The 22,834-nt window shown below is 72.5% G+C and carries 16 protein-coding genes; 8 read left to right on the plus strand and 8 right to left on the minus strand.

Annotation, left to right across the window (positions count from 1 at the left end; all coding sequences use genetic code 11):
* Positions 1–207 precede the first annotated feature (207 nt).
* Genes ACI79P_RS08810 through ACI79P_RS08820 form a run of 3 tightly spaced genes read left to right on the plus strand, consistent with a single transcriptional unit; the run spans position 208 to position 3,534 of the window.
* Positions 208–1,020, plus strand: coding sequence for an ABC transporter permease (locus ACI79P_RS08810; protein WP_456580660.1), 813 nt, complete (start codon positions 208–210; stop codon positions 1,018–1,020).
* The gene (locus tag ACI79P_RS08815; protein WP_456580661.1) at positions 1,017–2,351 is read left to right on the plus strand and encodes an ABC transporter ATP-binding protein; all 1,335 of its coding nucleotides are present in this window, start codon (positions 1,017–1,019) and stop codon (positions 2,349–2,351) included. Before ACI79P_RS08810 ends, ACI79P_RS08815 begins: the two co-directional genes overlap by 4 nt.
* 13 nt (positions 2,352–2,364) lie before the next feature.
* Positions 2,365–3,534 (plus strand): class I SAM-dependent methyltransferase, encoded by a 1,170-nt coding sequence (locus ACI79P_RS08820; RefSeq protein ID WP_456580662.1) that lies wholly within the window; start codon positions 2,365–2,367, stop codon positions 3,532–3,534.
* Positions 3,535–3,555: 21 nt separating this feature from the next.
* Here the strand turns inward: ACI79P_RS08820 and ACI79P_RS08825 are convergent, their stop codons facing one another.
* Positions 3,556–4,869, minus strand: a complete 1,314-nt coding sequence (locus ACI79P_RS08825; protein WP_456580663.1) for a glycosyltransferase — start codon at positions 4,867–4,869, stop codon at positions 3,556–3,558.
* A gap of 47 nt (positions 4,870–4,916) precedes the next feature.
* Positions 4,917–7,931 (minus strand): rhamnosyltransferase WsaF family glycosyltransferase, encoded by a 3,015-nt coding sequence (locus ACI79P_RS08830; RefSeq protein WP_456580664.1) that lies wholly within the window; start codon positions 7,929–7,931, stop codon positions 4,917–4,919.
* A gap of 254 nt (positions 7,932–8,185) precedes the next feature.
* Here ACI79P_RS08830 and ACI79P_RS08835 point away from each other — a divergent pair, with 254 nt between their 5' ends.
* Positions 8,186–9,304: a glycosyltransferase family 4 protein gene (locus ACI79P_RS08835; protein ID WP_456580665.1), complete on the plus strand. Its 1,119-nt coding sequence runs from the start codon at positions 8,186–8,188 to the stop codon at positions 9,302–9,304.
* Here the strand turns inward: ACI79P_RS08835 and ACI79P_RS08840 are convergent.
* The 3 genes from ACI79P_RS08840 to ACI79P_RS08850 form a co-directional block, all read right to left on the minus strand.
* Positions 9,294–11,717: a hypothetical protein gene (locus tag ACI79P_RS08840; protein WP_456580666.1), complete on the minus strand. Its 2,424-nt coding sequence runs from the start codon at positions 11,715–11,717 to the stop codon at positions 9,294–9,296. The two genes, ACI79P_RS08835 and ACI79P_RS08840, sit on opposite strands and share 11 nt — an antisense overlap.
* Positions 11,714–12,031 carry a hypothetical protein gene (locus ACI79P_RS08845; protein ID WP_456580667.1) on the minus strand — a complete coding sequence of 106 codons (318 nt, stop codon included), beginning with the start codon at positions 12,029–12,031 and terminating at the stop codon, positions 11,714–11,716. Before ACI79P_RS08845 ends, ACI79P_RS08840 begins: the two co-directional genes overlap by 4 nt.
* Positions 12,032–12,330: 299 nt before the next feature.
* The gene (locus ACI79P_RS08850) at positions 12,331–14,868 is read right to left on the minus strand and encodes an N-acetylmuramoyl-L-alanine amidase (RefSeq protein ID WP_456580668.1); all 2,538 of its coding nucleotides are present in this window, start codon (positions 14,866–14,868) and stop codon (positions 12,331–12,333) included.
* A gap of 610 nt (positions 14,869–15,478) precedes the next feature.
* Between ACI79P_RS08850 and ACI79P_RS08855 the strand changes: the two genes are divergently transcribed.
* The 3 genes from ACI79P_RS08855 to ACI79P_RS08865 all read left to right on the plus strand — a co-directional run bounded on the left by ACI79P_RS08855 (position 15,479) and on the right by ACI79P_RS08865 (position 18,579).
* The gene (locus ACI79P_RS08855) at positions 15,479–16,873 is read left to right on the plus strand and encodes an LCP family protein (protein WP_456580669.1); all 1,395 of its coding nucleotides are present in this window, start codon (positions 15,479–15,481) and stop codon (positions 16,871–16,873) included.
* The gene (locus tag ACI79P_RS08860; protein ID WP_456580670.1) at positions 16,873–17,670 is read left to right on the plus strand and encodes a TIGR03089 family protein; all 798 of its coding nucleotides are present in this window, start codon (positions 16,873–16,875) and stop codon (positions 17,668–17,670) included. Before ACI79P_RS08855 ends, ACI79P_RS08860 begins: the two co-directional genes overlap by 1 nt.
* Positions 17,671–17,757: 87 nt before the next feature.
* The gene (locus tag ACI79P_RS08865; RefSeq protein ID WP_456580671.1) at positions 17,758–18,579 is read left to right on the plus strand and encodes a DUF1028 domain-containing protein; all 822 of its coding nucleotides are present in this window, start codon (positions 17,758–17,760) and stop codon (positions 18,577–18,579) included.
* Positions 18,580–18,618: 39 nt separating this feature from the next.
* Here the strand turns inward: ACI79P_RS08865 and ACI79P_RS08870 are convergent, their stop codons facing one another.
* Genes ACI79P_RS08870 through ACI79P_RS08880 form a run of 3 tightly spaced genes read right to left on the minus strand, consistent with a single transcriptional unit; the run spans position 18,619 to position 21,525 of the window.
* Entirely contained in the window at positions 18,619–19,773 is a 1,155-nt protein-coding gene (locus tag ACI79P_RS08870; RefSeq protein ID WP_456580672.1) for an acyl-CoA dehydrogenase family protein, read from the minus strand.
* Positions 19,774–19,796: 23 nt separating this feature from the next.
* Entirely contained in the window at positions 19,797–20,303 is a 507-nt protein-coding gene (purE, locus tag ACI79P_RS08875; RefSeq protein ID WP_456580673.1) for a 5-(carboxyamino)imidazole ribonucleotide mutase, read from the minus strand.
* A gap of 10 nt (positions 20,304–20,313) precedes the next feature.
* Positions 20,314–21,525: a 5-(carboxyamino)imidazole ribonucleotide synthase gene (locus tag ACI79P_RS08880; RefSeq protein ID WP_456580674.1), complete on the minus strand. Its 1,212-nt coding sequence runs from the start codon at positions 21,523–21,525 to the stop codon at positions 20,314–20,316.
* An 80-nt stretch (positions 21,526–21,605) separates the two neighbouring features.
* Between ACI79P_RS08880 and ACI79P_RS08885 the strand changes: the two genes are divergently transcribed.
* Complete coding sequence (locus tag ACI79P_RS08885; protein WP_456580675.1) at positions 21,606–22,775, plus strand: acyltransferase family protein; 1,170 nt, start codon at positions 21,606–21,608, stop codon at positions 22,773–22,775.
* Positions 22,776–22,834: the final 59 nt, after the last annotated feature.

Raw genomic sequence — 22,834 nt, forward strand, 5'->3', positions numbered from 1 at the left:
GGAAGGGTCCCGAGCGACGGCCGTGGCGCGACCCGCCGGAAGGCAGGGGCCCTGCACCGCCCGGTGTTAGCGTGTGTCAGACGGCGTTGCGAGTCCCGCACGCAGTGAGCACGACACCGGTCCGGGCCCTCGGAGACCCCGATCGGCGGTGATCAACGTGTTGCCGGCGCACCGGCGCACGCGAAGAAGACAGGTGGAATCCGCAGCATGACGCAGGCTGTGCGGGACGTGTGGCAGTACCGCGGGCTGATCGGCAATTTCGCCAACCGCGAGGTCAAAGGCAAGTACAAGGGAAGCCTGCTCGGCTCCGCCTGGTCCCTGATCAACCCGCTCGCCACGCTGGCGACGTACAGCATCGTCTTCGGTTTCATCCTCCGGTTCCCCACACCGGTCGCGGGGAACGGGACGCTCGAGAGCTTCCCGATCTACCTCTTCACCGCCCTCACGGCGTGGAACTTCTTCCACGCCGTGACGACGAGCGGCATGGGAGCACTGGTGAGTGCGGGGCCGCTCCTGCGGAAGATCTACTTCCCGCCGTTCGCGCCGGTCATGGGTTCGGCGCTCGCCGTCCTCAACCAGACGGCGATCGAGTTCGGGCTGCTGTTCCTCGTCTACGTCCTCGTCTGGAACATCAGCTGGACGTTCCTGATGGTCCCCGTCCTCCTCCTCATGCTGGGGGCCTTCGCCCTGGGTCTCGGCATGCTGCTCGCGATCCTCAACGCCCGGTTCCGGGACGTGGCGTACATCGTCACCGTGCTCCTGGGCCTGCTGTTCTACGCCTCTCCCATCATCTACCCCATCACCCTGGTCACCGAGCTCTACGCCGAGCACCCGTGGCTGCGGATCTACGAGTACAACCCCATCACCTCGTTCATCGAGGCGTTCCGCGATGTGCTCTGGGACCTGCAGTTCCCCGGGTGGGGCCGGCTCGCATACCTGGCGACGCTGAGCCTGGCCATGCTCACCGTGGGGTGGTGGTTCTTCCAGCGAAAGGCCGCCGACGTGAGCGAGGACCTGTGACCGCACCACTGGGCAACGACACCGCACCCGGCCGCGCCGAAGCCGCCGACGTGGCCATCGCGGTGCGGGGCGTGACCAAGAAGTTCCGTCTCCACAACGACCGGAAGACGAACGTCAAGGAGCTCTTCAGCGCTCGTCGCCGTCAGTCCCGCCACGAGGAGTTCTGGGCCCTCAAGGGCGTCTCCCTGGACATCCCCCGAGGCAAGACCTTCGGCCTGATCGGGCACAACGGGTCGGGCAAGTCGACGCTGCTCAAGCTGGTCGCCGGCATCCACCGCCCCTCGAGCGGCACGATCACCGCATCCGGCCGGGTCTCGGCCATGCTTGAGCTCGGCGCCGGGTTCCACCCCGAGATGTCCGGCCGCGACAACATCTACCTGAACGGGTCCATCCTCGGGATGACCCGCAGGCAGATCGACGCCGCCATGGACGACATCATCGAGTTCAGCGGCCTCGGGGAGTTCATCGACACCCCCGTCAAGGTCTACAGCTCGGGCATGTACGTGCGGCTGGGCTTCGCCATCGCGGTGAACCTCGATCCCGAGATCCTCATCATCGACGAGGTCATCGCCGTCGGGGACGAGGCGTTCCAGCGCCGCTGCTTCGACCACCTGTACCAGCTCCGCCGCAAGGGCGTCACCATCGTGCTGGTGACCCACTCACTGGCGCTGGTGTCCGACCTCTGCGACGAGGCGGCCTGGCTCGACGGCGGCACCCTGCGCCACGTCGGCCCTGCCCGCGAGGTGGTGGACTCCTACCTCACCGAGGTGAACGCCAAGGAGGCCGCCACGGACCAGAAGGAGAGCGAGGGCGAGAGCGACGCGCTCGTCGAGTCAGCGGCGGACCCCGACGGCTTCGAGGGGAAGACCCCGCGACGCGGCTCCGGCGAAGTCCGCGTGACCGGGGTGCAGTACCTCGACGAGCACGGAGCGGACCGCAAGTTCCTCACGACCGGGCGCCCCTGCACGCTGCGGATCTCCTACGACGCCGGCACCGAGATCCCGGAGGTCACCTTCGGGCTCGCCTTCGTGCACGAGTCCGGGGTCCAGGCCGCCGGACCGAACTCCGGTTACGGCCCGGACACCTTCGCCCTGCCACGCGGCCGAGGCACGGTCGACTACTCGCTCGACTCGTTGCCCTTGCAGCCGGGCGAGTACCTCGTCAGCGCCGCGGTCGTCGACAAGGGACACATGTACGACTACATCGACCGGGCCTTCGTCCTCAAGGTGCGCGCGGAGGACGCCGTCACCGAGCCGGGCCTCATCCGCATGTCTGGACGCTGGACCCACCAGGCTGCGTTGCCGGCGGCCGACGAGCTGACCTCCCACTGAGCGAGGAACCCCGATGATCACCGAAGAAACCCTCAAGTCGCTCCTGCTCGCCCTGGCCGAGAAGACGCACGACGACGTCGAGCGCATCATCACCTCCAGCGGCGGGCTGACCGACGAGGAGCGCACGTCCATCCGGCAGGCGCTGGACTCCGCCGACACCTCGGCGGGCATGGCGCGCGCTCTCGGCGACACCCTCCGCGCGGCCGGGGACATCGACTACCTCGCCAACGAGTGCTACCGGGCCGCCTTCTACCTCGGCGACGGGCTCGCCGAGCTGCGTTCGGACGACTTGTTCGGCTACTTCTCCACCAAGCGGACCGGCCGGATCCTCGACAAGTGGATCCACTACTTCCCCGTCTACTCGGAGCACTTCGCGCGATTCCGGGGCACGCCGGTGCGCATCCTGGAGATCGGCGTGTACCGCGGCGGATCGCTGGACATGTGGCGCTGGTACTTCGGTCCGGATGCCGTCCTGGTCGGGGCCGACATCGACGAGCGCGCCCAGCAGGTGGCCGCCCCCGACCACGTCGTGGAGATCGGCGATCAGACCGACCCCGAGTTCCTCAGGTCCCTGGTGGAGAAGTACGGGCCCTTCGACATCGTGATCGACGACGGCGGGCACGAGATGCGCCAGCAGATCGTCACCGCGGAGACCCTGTTCCCGCTGCTGGCCGAGGACGGGGTGCTCCTCACCGAGGACTGCCACACCTCCTACTGGGACGCCTACCAGGGTGGGGTCGGTCGTCCGGGGACCTTCATCGAGTGGTGCAAGGACCGCATCGACGACATCAACGGCTACCACCGCCCCGGCCCCGTCGAGCCGGTCTGGACCGACCACGTGGCGAGCATGGCGTTCTACGACTCGATCGTGGTCATGCGGAAGAAGCGGCGTTTCGCGCCCTTCGCCGAGCAGGTGGGCCACGCCGAGTTCCTGCTCCTGCCGCGGCTGTCGGCGCAGCACTACACCGAGATGGCCGCGCGGCGGGACGCCGCGATCGCCCAGCGCGAGGAGGCCCGCATGGAGACCGAGGCGGTGCGCACCGCTCACGAGGCCGAGGTGAAGCAGCTCCACGACGAGATCGAGGAGCTCCGTGCGCAGGTGCCGGCACCGCGCCCCCTCGACGAGACCCGCCGCTCACCCCTCACGAGGCTCAAGATGCTGCGTCGCCGCGACGACGGCTGACGTCGGCCTCCTGCCCGGCGGTCAGCGGCGGGGCACGCGAGCGAGCAGCCGACGGGCCACCAGCGCGACGCCGCCCTCGCGGAGGGCGGCGGCGACCCGCCGGCGGAGCGTGCCTCGCGGAGGTCCCGCCGGCCGGAGACCCAGCTGGAGCCGGTCCACCGCATCGAGCGCCAGGTCAGGCGCCCGCCGCGGCGCGGAGCAGAACGCCACGAGCGGACGCGCCACCCGGTCCCAGGCCAGCTCGGCGGACAGCTCGCCCGCCGCGTTCCCGAGCGATGAACGTGCACCGGGCGATCCGGCCAGTTCGAGGAGCGCGGCGCTCAGCGCCTCGACGTCCCCCGGCGGCACGACGATGCCGGCGCCGCGGCCCGACAGCACGTCGGCCAGTTCGTCGCCGGCCGTGGTGATCACGGGAAGTCCGCACCACAGGTAGTCCAGCACCCGTGTGCGGAAGGCGAACTCGGTCTCCAGGTGGTCCCAGTGGGTGCTCACCGCGATGTCGGCGGAGCGGAGCCACCGATCGCGTTCCTCGTAGGGCACCCAGCCTTCGTGGAAGACGACGGTCCGGTCCAGCACGCCCGCCTCCTCGGCGGCCCGGCGGGCCTCCCCTGCGTTCCCCTCCACGCCGGCGACCGGATGGCGGGTCCCGAGGAAGAGGAGACGCAACCGCGGGGCACGGTGCTCGACCTCTGCCATCGCGCGCACGAGGGTGACCGGGTCCAGCCACTCGTAGATCCCGCCGCCCCAGACGACGACCACGTCACCGGGCGCGATCGACGGGTGCGCACGGGCCAGGGCCTGCCGGTCGCCGTCCACCGGGGGGCGCCGCGGGGTGCCGAACGGCACGACGGCCACGAGGTCCGAGAGATCCGGGGCCCGGTCGTAGGTCACCGGGTTGACCCGGCCGAGCGCGGCGAGGTGCCCCAACCACAGGGCGCGTTGGCGCCGCGAGGCGCACAGCACCAGGTCGGCACGGGACAACTGGACGTTCAGCGCCGTGATGCAGTCCCTGACCACCGCCCGGCGAGCTCCTTCACCGAGCCCGCGGGTGCGTTCCAGCTGCTCGAGGTGGAACGGGTCGTACGCATCGACGACCAGCGGAACCTCTGACTCGGCCAGCCAGGGGTGCAGCCCGAGCACGTCTCCCTGGACGACGACCGACCCCACCGACCGGACGAGTTCGCGCAGGTGCGCCCCATCGCGGGCGGCGGTCAGCTGTACCGCCGGGTCGCTGATGCCCACCTCGGACAGGGACGCGACGGTGACCGCACCGATCACCGGCTCCACCGCGAGGGTGCGAGCGAGCTCCAACGTGCGGATGGCCGGTCCGGCCATCCGCACGCCCAGCGGCTCCGCGGTGACGAAGAGGACGCCCGGGGCGGTCAGGCGCCCCTCCCTTCGGGGTCGCAGAGGTAGTCGTAGATCCCGCTCAGCGCGCGATCCCAGTCCCCGTGCCGTTCGGCGATGTCCTGGAGGCCTCGCGCGGACAGCCGTTCGCGCAGCGCCTTGTCCCGGCACAGACGCTCCAGCTGGTCGGCCAGGTCGTCCGCCGTGCGCTTGGAGAGCAGGCAGTTCTCCTCGTGCTCGAGGATCCAGTGCCCCCAGGGGTTGTCGAACGCGACGACGGGAACGCCGCAGGCCATCAGCTCCAGGGGCAGGTACGACGGGTGCTTGGAGACGGTGAGCGCCAGGCCCACGTCGCTGTTCCGGTAGAGCTCACCGGTCGCCCGGTAGGCCAGCAACCCGAGGGGCTTGATGTCCTCGTCCGCGCCCTGCCCGGTGGCCCAGGCGCCGGCCGTCACGATGCGGACACCGTCGCCGAGACGACGCTTGAGCTCTTCGAGCGCCAGGGACGCCATCTCCCAGCAGTTCCGCCAGTGACCGGGACGGGCGTAGACGAACACGGTCACCGGCGAACCCGGCGTGCGCTCGTGCCGCCACCGGGCGTGGAAGACCGATCCGTCGACGGCCGGCATGAACCCCATGCCCTTGCCGTCGTAGTCCTCGGCGTAGATCTTCTGCAGGTTGTGGGTGTTGCAGAGCCCGTACAGCCCCAGGCGGTAGGTCTCCTCCGCCAGGGCGTACAGCGTGCTGGCCGGGTAGAACATCGGCTCGAAGTCCTGGATCAGGTAGAACTTCCGCTTCATGTTCGGTGCGTGCGCCAGCGCATAGGCGGTGACCCAGAGCGTCGCGATCCCGACGTCGGCCTCGGGCACGTCGGACAGGCTCTCCCGCGACCCGTCGTAGAAGACGATCTGCGAGTCGGCCAGCGACGGGAACGCCGCCGCCAGCGCCGACCGGACGAAGTGGTCCGGAGGGCTGCCCCACACGACGAAGCGGTTCTCGACGCCGTGGTTGCGCGCCAGTTCGTCCGCGATCCGGAGCGCCGAGTTGATGCCGCCGTAGAACGGGCTGTCGATGTCCGGGATGAACCAGTTGACCGTGCGCACAGCGAAGGGCTCGGCGTTCTCCCGGTGCAGCGCGTCGATGGCTGCCACGTCGGCCGGCAGTGCCCGGCACATGTCGGCGAGCATGCGCGACTCCGCGGCGTCGTTGCGCTGCCGGAACGCGGTGAAGTCGCGGCCGAGCGGACCGGCCAGGCGCTGCTGCGGGCTGGGTTCGTGCCGGCCCTTGAGGGCGGGCGTGCGGCTGCCGAGGGAGAGGCTGGGGTTCCAGTACGGGTCGCCGCCGAACAGCCAGGTGTTGTAGCGCCAGTAGCTGGCGAAGAAGTCCTGGGTCGGCACGGTCGTGCCGCGGGTGGCCGACTCCAGGTGCCGGATGCCGGAGAACGGTGAGCAGATGTTCCGGCGGCCGTCCAGGACCATGTCCAGGCCCAGCGACACATCGGAGCCGCACAGGATGAACCGCTCGTCGAACCCGCCCACCTGCTCGAACAACTCACGGCGGACGGCGCAGCAGGCCCCGGTCACGGCCAGCACGTTGCGATACCAGTCGGTCGGCCCGTACATCGAGTCGCTGCCGGGCGCCATGCCCTCGAAGACGTGGTCGGCGAACCCGCCCATGCCCAGGATCACGCCGGCGTGCTGGATCTTCCCGTCCGGCCCGGTGAGCTGGAGACCCGACACCCCGATCTCCGGCTGCATGGCCCAGCCCACGAGCTCCTTCAACCACTGCGGGTCGAGGACCTCGGTGTCGTCGTTGAGGAAGACCAGCACCTCCCCCGAGGAGGCCCGCACCGCGGCGTTGTTGACGGCGCTGTAGTTGAACGGCTGCTCGTGCCACCACAGGACCTCGACCGGGTAGTCGAGGCCGCGTCCGGCGTACCACTGCTCGTTCTCCGGCGTCTGCCCGCCGTTGTCGACGATCACCACGTCGAAGGCCGGGTAGTCCGTGCCCTCGAGCGACGGCAGGCAGGTCGACAGCATCGGCCGGTTGTGACGCGTCGGGATGATGATGCTGACCGACGGCCATTCCGCCGGGGTCCAGCGCAGCCGCACCGTTCCACCGGGCGCCGGCTCCGCCCGCGCGGTGATGCCCTTCCGGTCGAGGTGCTGCTGGACGATCCGCACCGCGTCGTCGTCCGGGACCGGGTCCCGCTCGGGGACGCTGCTCAGGACACGGGTCACCCGGGTCACGCGCTCCGGCTCGCAGTCCGCCCGGAGGAGGAGGTCCCAGTGGCCGGCCTCGCCGGCGTCGACCCGCAGACCCCCTGCGGCCAGGTACCGGGCGCGGCGGATGGCGAAGGCCCGCCCGACGTAGGGAGCGCCGAGCAGGAGCTCGGGGGACCACGACGGCCGGAACCGCGGATCGGTGGGCCGGTCGCCGTCCAGGACGTCGTCGTCCCAGGTGATGACGTCCACGAGCGGGTCGCGCCGGGCCGCCATCGCCACCTGGTAGAGGCAGTCGGGACGGAGCCGGTCACCGGCCTGGAGCAGGACGACCAGGTCAGCGTCGCCGTGGATCACGTGCGTGTTGGCGGACTCGACCGGGATGCCTCCCGCCTGCACGACCCGTCCGGTCACCGCCGGCTCGACCGACGACGGGAGGACGGGGTCGCAGGCCACCGCGGTCCAGTGCTCCCAGGACTGCTCCTCCAGCGAGGCGAGGGTGTCGCCGACGGCACCCTTGCCGGGCAGGATGATCACCTGGACCGACACCGGGTGCGAGGCGCGACGGGAGTACTCGCGCTGGGCCTCCCGCTCCTGCGGGGTGGCCTCGTGCTCGCGCAGCCAGCTGCGGTAGGAGGGCGCGGTCGGCTCGACGACGCCGGGGATGGCCCACAGCGACCGGATCGTGCCGGCGGTGTGCAGCACCTCGCGGTAGGTCGACAGCGCGGCCTTCGCCACCGCGCGCTGCTTGCTCCCCTCGGGCAGCCGGTCGCGGACCGTCTCCCTGACCCGCTGCTTCCAGCCCGTCGGCAGGCTCTCCGGGATCACAGGTGCGTCGGTGACGGTGGCAGGTTCACCCGGCAGCCCTGCTGAGTCCGACACCGCCTGCGAGACTGGTTCCAGGGCCTCGGGCGAGGCGTCGGACGAGGAGGAGGTCACGATTAACGGCTCCCGTGGTGGTCGGCTGTGCGATTCATCCGGGAACTCCCCGCGCGACGGGCAGGGGCACCGGAGCCCCCAACCTACCTGGCCCCCCAGGGGGCGGCCGTCCGGATGGAACGGCTGTGCCGGGAGATGCTGACGTGCGTGTAGTTCTCGATGCGACCCCGCTCCTGGGCCCTCGGACGGGGGTCGGCCGGTACGTCGCCTCCCTGGCCCGGGAGCTGGCCGTCGGCCATGACGACCTCGCGGTCGCCTGCGTCGCGTTCACCGCGCGCGGTCGCCGTGCGCTGCCTGCCCAGCTCCCGCCCGGGGCCACGGCTGTCGGGCCGCCCGCCCCGGCCCGCCTGCTGCACCGGCTCTGGGCACGGTCGGAGTGGCCGGCGGTGACCCGGCTCACCGGCCCCGCCGACGTCTTCCACGCCACCAACTTCGTGCTCCCGCCCACCGGCCGTGCCGCGGGCGTCGTCACGGTGCACGACCTCTCCTTCCTCCACCGGCGGGACACGGTCACCCCGGCCGCGCGCGCCTACCGCGACCTGGTGCCCCTCGGCCTGCGGCGGGCGCGGATGGTGCTGACCCCGAGCCGGTCGGTGGCCGAGGAGCTGGCCGAGACCTACGGCGTCGCGGAGGACCGGCTGGCCGTCACGCATCTCGGGGTCGACGCCGAGTGGTTCACCGCGGAAGCGCCGGACGACGTCATGCGCCGGCGGCTGGACCTGCCGTCGCGCTACTTCCTCTTCGTGGGCAACCTCGAGCCGCGCAAGAACCTGCCGCTCCTGCTGTCCGCCTACCGTGCCCTGCTGGCCACCCTCCCGGATGCACCCGGGCTCGTCCTCGTCGGGCCGGAGGGCTGGGGGCCGCAGCTGGACCTGGAGGGGATCCCACCGTCCAGGATCCGCCTCACCGGCTACCTCCCGGACGCCGACGTGCGTTCGGCCGTCGCCGGCGCCACCGCCCTGGTCTACCCGACCGCGTACGAAGGTTTCGGGCTCCCTCCGCTCGAAGCCCTGGCCTGCGGCACTCCGGTCGTCGCGTCCGACCTGCCGGTCATCCGGGAGGTGGTGGGACACGATCCCGCCGTCGCGACGCTCGTCCCGGAAGGGCGCGAGGCGCCCCTGACCGACGCCCTGCTCCGTGCCGCGACGGAGCCGGAACCGTCGGGCGCGCGCGAGCAGCGCCGCGAGCGCGCCCGACGGTTCGACTGGCACGCCACGGCGGCGGCCACCCTGGAGGCGTATCGGAGGGCGGTCAGCCGGTGACCGTCAGGGTCGCGCAACCCAGCAGCGGGTTGACCGCACCGGCCGTGTCGATGGCGTAGGCGCACACGGTCCGCCGGCCCGACAGCGGGCCGAGGTAGGCGGTGTACCCGTGGGCCTCCCCGGCCCCGCTGATCGCCGCTGCGACGTCCGGCCGGGACTGGTCCGCGGTCAGCCGCCCGGCGTACCGGCCGTCCAGGTAGAAGTGGACGTCGATGGAGCGCGCGGGGAGGTCGGGGTCGTACGCCCAGCCCCGCACGACCAGGTGCCCCGCTTCTGCGGTCACCGCGTCCACCGCGCCCCGCGGCTCGACGCTGGGCGCCACGGTGACCGTGAGACAACCCAGCCGGGTGTTGGGTGCGCTGCCACCGAGGACGTTGATCGCGTACGCGCAGGCCTCGTGGCGGCCGGGCGCGAGCACAACCGTGGTGGCGAACCCGTGCGCCGACCCCGTGCCCGGGTGCGCGGCCTCGACGTCCGGGCGCGGCGCATCCGCCGTGACGTGCGAGACCATCCGGCCGTCGACGTAGAGGTGGACGTCGATCGGAGCCGAGGTGTCCGGGTCCAGCGCCCACCCTCGGAGGGCGACGGTCGCCCCCTCGGCGGACGCCACCTCGAGGTTCCCGATGGGGGGGACACCGACGAGCGCGGTGGAGCAGCCGAGCTGCGGGTTCTCGGTTCCCTGGCGCACGTTGATGGCATAGGTGCAGACCTCGTGCTCACCGGGGGCGACGGCGACGTCGCCCGAGAAGCCGTGCCGCCTGCCCAGGTCCGCGAACTCGGCAGGGATGCCGTCGTGATGCTGGTCGGCGCGCAGCGCGGCGGCCCAGTGCCCGTCGACGTAGACGTGGACGTCGACGGGGCCGGCCGTCTCGGGATCCAGTGCCCAGCCCGAGACGCTGATCGCCCGTGGTCCGCCCGAGACGTCGGCACGGCCAGCGGGTCGCACCTCCAACGTCGTGGTCCAGCACCCCAGTTGCGGGTTGCGCCCGCCCGACGGCGCGTTGATCGCGAAGAGGCACACCTCGTTCCGGCCAGGCTGCAGCGGTACGGGTATGCGGAAACCACGCGCCGTCCCCGCGGCCGGGTAGGCCTCTGCCACGTCCGGGCGCGGCTGGTCGGCGAGAGCCTGCGTCGCCCACGCGCCGTTCACGTAGACGTGCACCGCGGTCGGCGAGGAGCTGTCCGGGTCCAGGGCCCAACCGGTCAGCTCCCCCTGCCCTTCGCGGAGCACAGCGGCGTCGATGGACCCCAGCGGCAGCCCCCGGGTGTCCACGGTGCGGCAGCCGAGCTTGGTGTTCGGGGCGAAAGCGCCGACGTTGATGGCGTACACGCAGACCTCGTGGAGGCCCTGCGTGACACCGATCGTCCGTTCGTAGCCGTGCGCGCCTCCCCACGCCGGCAGCGCGGCGGCCACGTCGTCGCGGCGAGCATCGGCCGTCACCGAACCCTGCAGCTGCCCGTCGACGTAGACGTGGACGCTGATCGGGGCCGTGGTGTCCGGGTCGACCGCCCACCCCCGGATGTCCACCTGGTTCCCGGTGCGGGCGGTCACCGAGTCGAGCGCACCCAGCGGCTGCCAGGCCGACTCCCCCGGCGCCTGGGTGGACGTGAACCAGTCCGTGAAGTACAGCCAGAAGTTGCGGTTGCCGTACGCCGAGCAGGCGTCCCCGGAACCGTATCCGGCGGCGAGGGCAGCGGCGTTGGGCTGGTAAGGCGTGTAGATGTACAGGCCCGCGGTGGCCTGGTTGTGGATGTAGACCTGGCTGGATCCGCAGTCGCGGTTCGGGTGGTACAGCACGGTGTTGGTGCGACCGGCCCGGTACCCGTACGACGTGGGATGAGCCTTGTAGACCTGGAACCGCCGTGCCGCGCTGTACACCTGGTTCTGGAACCCGTTGTACGCCGGGTCGCAGGGGGCCGTGTCAGGACATGCGTAACCCATGGCCTCCCGGTAGCGCCGCTCGTACAGCGACGACCCGGTGTTGGTCACCAGCGACTGTTCCTTCTGCAGCATCACGAGGAGCACCCGGGGACTGACGTTGCACGCCCGGGCTGCCTTGCTGATGATGGTGGCCGCGCTCTCCTGGGATCCGGCCGCATAGCCGGAGCAGTACTGATCCGCGGATCGGGCGGTGGTGTCCTGGCGGTAGTCCTTGAGGCACGGCGTCCCGTCGGATCCCGCACGGCAGTTCATGCCCTTGAGCTCGATGAACTTCCGGACGTCGTCGGGGCTCATCCCGGCTCCGTCGAAGAACACCGAGTCGCTGATGATGTTGCCGGGGTTGAACTGCCCCAGGTCCGCGGTGACATCGAGGTCGACCCGGTCGGGGGACGAGCCGCCGGCGACGAGCAGACCGGCGGCAGTGGCCATCACCGTGATCCCCAGGGCCAACCGGGTCAGGAGCCGCTTCATCTGGCCGGGACCTCCACGTCCACGGCCGGGGAGACACCCGTCGACGTGTCCGACCGGTAGGACAGGACCGCCTCCCAGGTGCCGGCCGCCAGGTCGGCACCTGGGACCTGCAGGAGCCCGCACGTGGTGGTCGTCGCATCCGGAGCAGCCATGTTCTCGACGCTGAGGCTCTGGGATCCACGTGACAGCGTCAGCACGCAGCTGCCGTGCGACTCGATGACTCCCGCGACGTAGCCGTTGACCTCGACCGCCCCGGTGTCCTCCACCCAGGCCGCGAAGGTGACGACGGGATCCACCGGCGTGGCAGCGCGCACCGTCGACGTCTCCGCGGGAACCGGCGCCGGTGCGGAGGTGGGCTCGGGGTCGACACCGGCGGGGGCGGTCGTCCGGGTCGGACCCCCGGCCGCGGCCCCCCCGGCGGCTGTCCCCGGGTCGGCGACCGGAGCCGGGTCAGAGCCACCATGCCCGCTCCACCACCACCACGTCACGATCGCCGCGAGGAGCAGGAGGACGAAGGCGGCACCCCCTGCCCTCCGGCGGCGGTGCGCAGATCGAGACATGGCCGTGCCTTTCATGAGGACCAGAGCCGGGGATCCGGATGTCGCGGTGCGGGTCAGACCTGGACCGTGCGGCAGCCGAGGAGCGGGTTCGTCGAGCCGTGCCCGGTGTTGATGGCGTAGGCGCAGACCTGGTGCTGCCCGCTGCCCAGCGGCAGCGTGATCGCGTAACCGTGGGCCGGGCCGGCGGCGGGCACGGCCGCTGCCACATCCGCTCGGGTCTCCGCCGCCGTGATGGCCGCCCCCCAGCGACCGTCGACGTAGACGTGCACCGACGTCGCACCGGCCCCCCGGTCGGGATCCCAGGCCCAGCCGTGGACGGCCACGCCGTGGGTGCCGGCGTCGACGCCGTCGAGGCTGCCGACGGGGTTCCACGCGGATGCGGCAACGGACACCGAACGGCACCCCAGCTGCGTGTTCACGGTCCCGTAGCCGGTGTTCAGTGCGTATGCGCACACGGACCGCGCGCCCGGTGCCAGATCCAGGGTCGCCACGTAGCCGTGCCGGCTGCCCGCCGCCGGGAACGCGGCCGCCACGTCGTCCCGGCGACCGTCCGCACGGAGAGCCTTCGCAGGGACGCCGTCGACGTGCAGGTGGATCACGGAGGCCTCCTGCGGCGTGTCGTCGTCCAGGGCCCATCCCGTGACGGTCACCGTGCGCCCACTGGCGCTGGCGGTGTCCAGGCTGCCGCGTGGAGCCCACGGTCCGGCCGGGGCGTCCACCGTCCGGCAACCGAGTTCGGGGTTGGTGGTCCCGGCGTTCTGGTTGATGGCGTAGACGCAGACCTTGTGCCTGCCCGGGCCCGGGCTCTCGAACGACGCCTGGAACCCGTGCGCCGGTCCTGCGTCCCGTATCGCCGCGGCGACATCGGGTCGGTCCAGCCCTGCGGTCACCGCCCCCACTGCGCTGCCGTTGACGTACACGTGCACGCTGAGGGCCGCGGTAAGCGCATCCGGGTCCACAGCCCACCCGCGGAGCGACACGGTGCGCCCTGAGATCGTGGCCGCCTCCAGGTTGCCGACCGGGTCCTTCCCCGGCGCCGGGTCGGTCGCGACGGTGACGTACTGGCACCGCGTCCAGACGTCGGCACCGGAAGGCGGGGCGTTGAGCAGCACCACGCACACCTGGTGCCGGCCCCGTGTGAGGGAGAGGGAACCGGCGAAGCCGTGGCCTGGGCCGGCCTGCGGGTGCACCGCCGCGACGTCCGGTCGGAACCGGTCGGCCGTGGCGGTGACCACACGACGGCCGCCCACCTCGATGCCCACGGCGATGCTCCCCGTCGGGAAGTCGGGATCGAAGGTCCAGCCGGAGAACGACAGCACCGCGCCGTCGAGCTGCAGGGACTCCAGGCCGCCGAGCGGACTCCCGCCGGGGGACCGGCCGATGCGCCCTCCCACCATGTCCCGGAGCTGGCCCATGCGGTTGTACGCGTACTGCCCCGGGCAGGCGGTGTTGGTGACGTCTCGGTGCGCGAAGACGGTCGGCACGGTGACGACCTGCCCCGCCGGGAAGCGCGACGTGCCACCGCCGGACGTCAGCTGGGTCGTGCCCTTGGGGTCCACCCCGTACAGATCCAGCTTCCAGGCGATGATCGCGGCGACGCTGTCGAGCATGGCCTGCGGCGTGTCGACCTTCGAGTAGTCCCCCAGCATCGAGACCCCGAAGGTCCCGGTGTTGAAGCCACCGGCGTGCGCGCCGACGACGGTGCTGGACAGCCCGCCGTGACGGCCTTCGAAGATCCGGCCGAACCGGTCGACGATCACGTTGTAGCCGATGTCCCCCCAGCCCCGGCTCTTCGTGTGGTAGGCGTAGATCGACCGCATGATCGCCGGCACCTGATCGGCGGTGTAGCCGTTCGCGTCGGCCGTGTGGTGCAGCGTGGCGGCCTTGATGGTGGGCGCGTACTCGGGGTCCCAGAACCGGATCGACTCGTCCGCTCCCCACTGCGCACGGCTGTGCACCACCGGCATCGCCGACGCCGCGTGCGCCTGGCCGACCGCGTCGGAAGCGCCGAGCGCGGTATCGGCCTCGCTCGTGCCCGGGTCGATCAGCTCGACCTGCACGTCTCGCGGCTGCTCGCCGCCGGCCGCGGTCACCTGCACCTCGACGCCGCTGCTCGGGCCGGTCCAGTACGGCGCGGTTCCCGCCCGCACGTCGGCGGTCTCCGCGGACGGGGACTGCTCGACGTCATCGGCCTGGAGCTCGGCCCACTCCCCCCATCCGCCACCGACGGCGCGCGAGCGGAGCCGCACCGTCACGTCGCTGGCCTCCTCGTCGACACGCCAGGTGACTCCGACGGCGGAGAACTCCTCCCCCCGTGAGCGCGCGAACGTCAGGACCGGGTCCTCTGCAGCCACCGGCTGAGCTCCGGGCCCGGCGTCGCCGGCGACCTCTCCGACCAGTTCGGGCACGATGTCCTCGGCCTGTGCCACGTCGGCCACGGACGTGGGCGCGTCGGCGGAGCCGAGCTCGACGGTGTCGATGCTCGTCTCGACGGGCTCCGCCTCGGGCAACGGCGAGGCGTAGACAGGCAGCACGAGGAGGGTGCCGGTCAGGGCCACGAATGCGGTGGTTCCCGCGATGACGCGACGCACGGTCGACCTCCGGTTGGGTGTCAGCGGGGCGGCAGCTGGCGGGGAAGGAGCCCCACTCCACTCATCGGTCGACCGCGACACGGACTTGAGCTCGGCGCGACCTCGACACGAGCCTAAGTGACTAAAAGGTGACAGATCGTGATCGACACGCACGGTCGGGCGTCGCCGGATGCGGGAGACGCGAAGCGCCTCGATGGGTGCCAGCGGGGCGCCGGGTCACCGTGCCGTCGGTCGGGTCGACCCCGGAGGGGCGGCTGCCGGAGCCGCACCACGCGACGGATGGGGCCTGTTGTGCCCTGCGTGACGGACGGCACCGAAGAGGTGCCGGAGTCGCCGGCAACACCCGGTCTCTCCCCTCGAGGCCACCCGGTGCGACGTATCGTCCCGGCACGTCCAGCCTGACGGGCGAGACGCCCGAACCTGCCCCGAGTCCGGCCCGACGTGAGGACCACCCGTGACCCGCTCCGCAGAGCGCCCCGACGGCGCCTCGAGCCCACTGCCCGCCCGACTGGACCCCCGGGCCGGCCGGCCGCGTCGCTCCCCCGATGGCTCGACCCGGCGCCGCTCACGGGACGGCGCGGCGGGTTCCGGTCGCGGCTCCGCTCGCGCCGTGACGGCCGTGCGCGCCATCGCCGCGGTGCTGTCGCTGGTGCTGCTCGGGACCGGGGGCTGGGGCTGGTACCTCGGACGGGTCGCCGATGCCAGCGTCACGCGCACCGACGCGATCCCGACCAGCGGCAACGAGGGGCTCGGGCGCGCCGGTGAGGCCATGAACCTGCTGCTGGTGGGCAACGACAGCCGCGCCAGCGCGACGGAGGACGAGCTCGAGGCGCTCAACACCGAGGCGAGCAACGGGATCAACACCGACACGATGATCTTGGCCCACGTCCCCGCCGACGGCTCCCGCGCGTCGTTCGTCTCCTTCCCCCGCGACTCCTACGTCCGGATCCCCGGCTACGGCTGGGACAAGCTGAACGCCGCCTACGCCTACGGCTACACCCAGGAGGCGTCGGAGAACGCCACGGAGACCGAAAAGCAGGCGGCGGGCGCGCAGCTGCTCATCCGCACCATCAGCCAGCTCACGGGTCTGCAGATCGACCACTACGCCGAGGTGGACCTGCTCGGCTTCTTCAACCTGTCCACCGTCGTGGGCGGCGTCGAGGTCAACCTCTGCGAGCCCGCCAAGGACGGCTACTCGGGCGTCAACCTCCCCGCGGGCGTGCAGACGATCAGCGGCGAGCAGGCCCTGGCCTTCGTGCGCCAGCGGCACGGGCTGCTCCGCGGTGACTTCGACCGGATCGTGCGGCAGCAGGTGTTCATCGCCGGGATGATCCGCAAGATCCTGTCCGACAACGTCCTGCTGGACCTCGGCAAGCAGCGCGAGCTGGTCCAGGCGGCCGCCGACTCCCTCACCGTCGACCAGTCGCTGGACCTCTTCGAGCTGGCCGGCCAGATGCAGTCGGTGACCGCCGGCGGCGTCGACTTCCAGACGGTGCCCAACCTCGGGACCGACCGCGACGACCAGGACCGGTCCATCGTGCGGCTCGAGGACGAGGACGCGCTCCACGACTTCTTCGCCGACCTCTCGGCCGAGCCGGAGGAGGAGGCCCCGGCGACGACCGAGGCGCCGCGCACCGTCGACCCCGCCACGGTGACCGTGGACGTCTACAACGGCTCGGGCATCTCCGGTCTGGCCGGTGAGGCGGCCGAGTCGCTGACGGCGGGCGGGTTCTCCGTCGGGACGACCGGCAACGCCGATTCCAGCGACTACGAGCAGACGGTCGTCCGCCACGCCGCCGGCGACGAAGCGCTCGCCCTGACCGTGGCCGCCGCCATCCCCGGCGCGGTCGCCGAGGAGAGCGACGACGCCGCCACCGGTAGCGTGCAGCTCGTGCTGGGCAGCGACTTCAACGGCGTGGGTCAGGCCGTCACCCCGCAGGCACCGACCGCACCGGTGGAGGGCCAGGACGCCCGCACCGCGGCGGACACCGCCTGCATCAACTGATGCCCGCCCCCCTCACCCCCGCGGACCTCCTGGCCGGGGCGCTGGACCGCTCCCCCGCCACCCCCCTGCTCACGTACTACGACGACGCCACCGGGGAGCGGGTCGAGCTCTCGACGGCGACGCTGGCGAACTGGGTGGCCAAGACGGCGAACCTCCTGCAGGAGGAGTTCGACGTCGGCCCCGGCAGCCGGGTCGCCCTGGCGCTCCCGGTGCACTGGCAGACCGCGGCCGTGCTCCTCGCCGTGTGGAGCTGCGGGGCCACGGTGGTCGACACCGCCCCGGAGGACGACGGACGGCTCGACGACGTCGACGTCGTGCTCGCAGCGCAGGACCGTCTGCAGCCCCTCGAGGAGCAGGGGGTCGCGGAGCTGCTCGGCCTGTCCCTGCACCCCCTGGGCATGGGCATGACCGGGTACACCGGCCCGGCGCGGGACTTCGCGCTCGAGGTGCGGGTCCACGGTGACGTGTTCCACCCGTGGGCACCGCCCCGGCCGGACGGTCCGGGCCTCGCCCTCGGCGGCCTGCAGCTCTCCCTCGCCGGCCTCGTGCAGGCGGCCGGCGAACTGGCGGAGCGGCTCGGCATCGTGGCCGGCGACCGCCTGATGGTGGACGCCTCCGTCGCCGCCGAGGCCGGCCCGGTGGCCTGGCTGCTCGCACCACTGGCCACCGGCGCGTCGGTGGTCCTCGTCGGCTCGGCGGACGTCTCGCGCCTCGAGCACCGCGCCGCCACCGAGCGTGTCACGGCTACCCTCGGGCACCGGATCGACGGGGTCCGCGAGCTGGGCCGGGAAGCCTGACCGGCCGCGGCCCGCACCCCGCCGCCACGGAGGCCGGAGGACCGTGACCGCAGCGACGAACCCGCCCCGCAGCAGGGGGCGCCGACGGTGACCTTCTCGATCCTGGCGCGCGACCCGGGCACCGGGGAGCTCGGGGTCGCCGTCTCGTCCTGCATCCTCGCCGTCGGCCGCGCGGTGCCCGGCGCCCGACCGGGCGTGGGCGTCGTCGCCGTGCAGGCGCGCAGCCCGCGCGGGACCGGGTACGCCGTCCTCGAGGGGCTGGCTGCGGGCAGCGAGCCCGCGGACCTGGTCCGCCGGGCCGCGCACTCGGCCGAGGACGGGGACCGCCAGCTCGCCGTCATGGACGCCACCGGGCAGGTGGCGGCCGACACCGGACCGGGGTCCTTCCCCGCCGGTGGACACCTCCTCGGTGACGGCTGGAGCGTCCAGGGGAACATGCTCGCGTCCGACCGCGTGCTGCCCGTGATGGCCGAGGCCTTCACCGGCGCCACCGGCGCGCTGCCCGACCGGCTGCTCGCGGCGCTGCTCGCCGGTCAGGAGGCCGGTGGCGACCTTCGCGGCCGCCAGTCGGCTGCGCTGCTCGTCGTCGCCGGGGAGCCGGCCACGGAGGACGACGACGGTCTGCGCGCGGACCTGCGCGTCGACGACTCCGGCGATCCGGTGGCCCAGCTGCGCATGCTGCGCAACCTGCAGCGGGCGTACGACGAGCGGGACTACGAGTACCTGGCGCTCTTCGCCCCGGAGGGTGCCCGCGACCTCTACGCCGCTCTCGCCGCATCCCGACGAGGGGACCGGGACGGAGCCCGCCAGGCGCTCGAGGCGATGCGCAGCCGACCCGGCTGGTCGACCTGGCTCGGCGCCATGGCCGGCGACGCGCGGCTGGCTGCGGTCTCCCGGCTCCTGGACTGAGCCGCCGTCCCCCGGCAGGTGCGCCGGCGCAGGGCTCGGCTACCTGAGCAGGCTGCGGGCGATCACCATGCGCTGCACCTGGTTGGTGCCCTCGTAGATCTGGGTGATCTTGGCGTCGCGCATCATGCGCTCGACCGGGAAGTCCTGGGTGTAGCCGGCGCCACCGAACAGCTGGACGGCGTCGGTGGTCACCTGCATGGCGACGTCGGAGGCGAACGCCTTGGCCGAGGCCGAGAGCCCGGTGACGTCGGGACGCCCCTGCTCCCCCGCGGCGGCGGCGACGTAGACCAGCTGGCGGGCCGCCTGGATCCTCATCTCCATGTCGGCGAGCATGAACTGCACGCCCTGGAACTCGCCGACGGCCTTGCCGAACTGCTTCCGCTCCTTGACGTAGGCGACCGAGGCGTCCAGGGCCCCCTGTGCGACGCCGACGGCCTGGGCGCCGATGGTGGGCCGGGTGAAGTCGAGGGTGCGCAGCGCGGTCTTGAAGCCGGTGCCCGGCGCCCCGATGATCCGGTCGGCGGGGATGGTGCAGTCGGTGAAGTAGAGCTCGCAGGTGGGCGAGCCCTTGATGCCCATCTTGCGCTCCTTGGGACCCACGGCGAAGCCCGGGTCGTCCCGGTGGACGGCGAACGCGGAGATGCCGTTGGCGCCCTTCTCGGGATCGGTGACGGCCATGACCGTGTACCACTCCGAGACGCCGGAGTTGGTGATCCACGCCTTGGTGCCGTTGAGCACCCAGCTGTCGCCGTCGAGGCGGGCGCGGGTCTTCATGGCCGCGGCGTCGGAGCCGGCCTCGCGCTCGGACAGGCCGTAGCTAATCATCGCCTCGCCGGCGGCGATGGGGGCGAGCACCTTCTGCTTGAGGTCCTCGGACGCCGACAGGATCACCGGCATCGAGCCCAGCTTGTTGACCGCGGGGATCAGCGAGGCGCTCATGTCGACCCGGGCGACCTCCTCGATGACGATGCACGTCGCGATCGCGTCGGCGCCCTCGCCGCCGTAGGCCTCGGGGATGTGGGTGGCGTGGAAGCCCGCCGCGGTGAGCGCCTTCTGCGCCTCGATCGGGTACCGCGACTCGGCGTCCACCTCGGCGGCGTGGGGCGCGATCTCCCGCTCGGCGATGTCGCGCACCGCCGCCCGGATCGCCTCGTGCTCCTCGGTCAACGCGTACAGCCCGCTGTTCGTACCCACGCCGACGATCGTAGGACGTCCGACTACCCGCGGGTAGCGAGGCGCTCCTGGAGGGTGAGGTCCCGGGCGACGACGCTCTCGGCGAGCTCGGCCTGGAACCGCTCGACCCGGCTGCGCAGCGCCGCGTCGCCGGCGGCGAGGATGCGCACCGCGAGCAGCCCGGCGTTCCGGCCGCCGCCGATGCCCACGGTGGCCACCGGCACGCCGGCAGGCATCTGCACGATCGAGAGCAGGCTGTCCAGCCCGTCGAGCCGGTCCAGCGGCCGGGGCACGCCGATGACCGGCAGCGGGGTGGCCGCCGCGACCATCCCGGGCAGGTGGGCAGCCCCGCCGGCGCCGGCGACGATCACCCGCAGGCCGCGGCCGGCGGCGGCCTCGGCGTAGTCGAGCATCCGGCGGGGGGTCCGGTGCGCCGAGAGGACGTGCGCCTCCCAGGCGACGCCGAACTCCTCGAGCGCCTCGGCGGCCGGCTGCATCACCGGCCAGTCCGAGTCGCTGCCCATGACGATGCCGACGACCGGGTCGCTCATGCCCTGCTCCTCAGTGCTCGTGCTCGTGCTCGAACGCGAACGCCGGGTCGACGACCCCGTCGGCCAGGTACCGGGCCGCGGCCACCGCCCGGGCGCGCACCTCGGCGAGCTCCGTGCCGAGGGCGGTCACGTGGCCGAGCTTGCGGCCCGGGCGCTGCGTCTTGCCGTACCAGTGCAGCTTCACGTCGGGCCAGTGCGCCATGAAGTGGTGGATCCGCTCGTCGAGCGCCGGGCCGGTCCAACCCTCCTCCGCCGCCGCACCGCCGAGCACGTTCGCCATCACCACGACCGGGGCGACCATCTCCGTGGAGCCCAGCGGGTAGTCGAGGACGGCGCGCAGGTGCTGCTCGAACTGGCTGGTGCGCGCGCCCTCGATGGTCCAGTGGCCGGAGTTGTGCGGCCGCATCGCCAGCTCGTTGACCAGCACCCCGTCCGCGGTCTCGAACAGCTCGACCGCGAGCATGCCGACGACGCCGAGCCGGTCGGCGATGCGCACGGCGAGCTCCTGGGCCGCGGTGGCCAGGTCGTCGGGGAGCCCGGGTGCGGGCGCGTAGACCTCGGCGCAGACGCCGTCGCGCTGCACGGTCTCCACGACCGGCCACACCGCCACCTGGCCGAACGGCGACCGCGCGACCTGGGCCGAGAGCTCCCGCACCATGGCCACCCGCTGCTCGGCCAGCAGGGTGCCGTGCCGTTCCAGCAGCCCGGCGGCGGCCTCGGCGTCCCCCACGACGAACACGCCCTTGCCGTCGTAGCCGCCGCGGGGGGTCTTGAGCACGACGGGCCAGCCGTGCGCCCCGGCGAAGGCGGCGACGTCGCCCGCCGTCCGCACCTCCGCCCAGGCCGGCTGCGGCTCCCCGGCATCCGCGAGCGCGCGGCGCAGCACCAGCTTGTCCTGCGCGTGCACCAGGGCATCCGGGCCCGGGGCGACGCGGATGCCCTCCTCGACCAGCGTGCGGAGGTGCTCCGTCGGCACGTGCTCGTGGTCGAAGGTGACCACCGTGGCGCCGTCGGCCACCGCGCGGAGGGCCTCGAGGTCCTGGTGGTCACCGAGTCGCACGTCGGCGGCGACGAGCGCGGCCGACTCGTCCGGGCCGGCGGACAGCACGCGCAGGGACTGACCGAGCGCGACGGCGGCCTGGGAGGTCATCCGGGCGAGCTGACCGCCGCCGACCACGGCCACCACGGGCAGGCCGGTGCGCGAGTCGAGTGGAGTGGCCATGGTGACTGCCGAGACTAAGGGCAGCCCATTCCCCGCTCGTCGGGAGGGGAACGGAGCGCCGCAGCTTCTAGCCTCCCTGCGTGACGGCTCCTTCACAGTGCGCACTCGGTAGCGCGCGCACGCCCCGTCCGGGTTCTCGGCTGGACTTCCTCGACGGCCTCCGCGGGGTGGCGGTCGGCCTCGTCCTGGCCCAGCACGTGGGCGAGCGAGCGTTCCCCGCCTTCCAGGAGCTGACGCATTCCGGCGTCCTGCTGGGCCAGATGGGCGTCATGGTGTTCTTCCTGTGCAGCGGCTTCATCATCCCGGCCAGCCTCGAGCGAGGCCCGGTGTCGGACGGGCGCGGCCGCCGGTTGGCCGCCTTCTGGCGCAGCCGCTTCTTCCGGCTCTTCCCCCTCTACTGGCTCAGCCTGGGCGCCGCCGCCTGGCTGGCCTTCTCCGGCGTCGCCACGCCGGCAGCCCCCATGTCGGTGGGCGACTGGCTGGCCAACCTGTCCATGGTGCAGATGCTTGTCGGCGTCCCGAACGCGCTGGTGTCCTACTGGACGCTGGCCTTCGAGATGCTGTTCTACCTGGGCGTGTCGATCCTGTTCGCCCTCCGGCTCCACCGGCACAGCGTCGCGCTCGCGCTGACTGCCGCGGCGGTGTGCCTGGCGCTCGCCCTGGGCGCCGGCTCTCTCGTGGGCGCGACGCCGCCGACCGGCGCGTTCTGCCTGGCCACCATGCTCACCGGCACGGTCTTCCACCGCTGGCACAGCGGGGCGGTGCCCGCGCGCTCCCTGGTGCTGTGCGTGGCCGCCGTCCTCGCATCGGGGGTCGCCCTGCTGCACGCGGCGGTCGTCGTGACGCCGCAGCCGCCGGAGGCTCCGGCCTTCCTGGCGATGCTCACCGCCTGGCTCGGCGCGTACGTCCTGTTCTGCGCCGGCATCGCCCTCCGGCGGCGCGCGGTGCCGGCCCCCCTGCGCCGGCTGGGCGTCACCAGCTACTCGGTCTACCTGGTGCAATGCCTGGTGCTGGCCGCAGTGCCCGCGCTGCCCGACGCCTGGCTGAGCTCGGCGCTGTGGGTGGTCGTCACCCTCGCGGTCAGCGAGCTGACCTACCGGTGGGTCGAGCTGCCGGCCGTCGCGCTCGGGCGGCGAAGCCGGCCCCGCGCCGACCTCCCACCGCCGGCGACGGCTCCGGTCACCGCCGCGCCCGCCCTCGTCCCGCCCCCTCGCCGGCCTGCGCCGGCCCGGGAGGAGGCCACCGTCTGATCGGGGACTCCTCCGTGGGGACCGGCACCCGGCCGCGAGCGAGTCCGTCGATGCGGACC

The organism is Blastococcus sp. SYSU DS0510 (genome assembly GCF_054050835.1).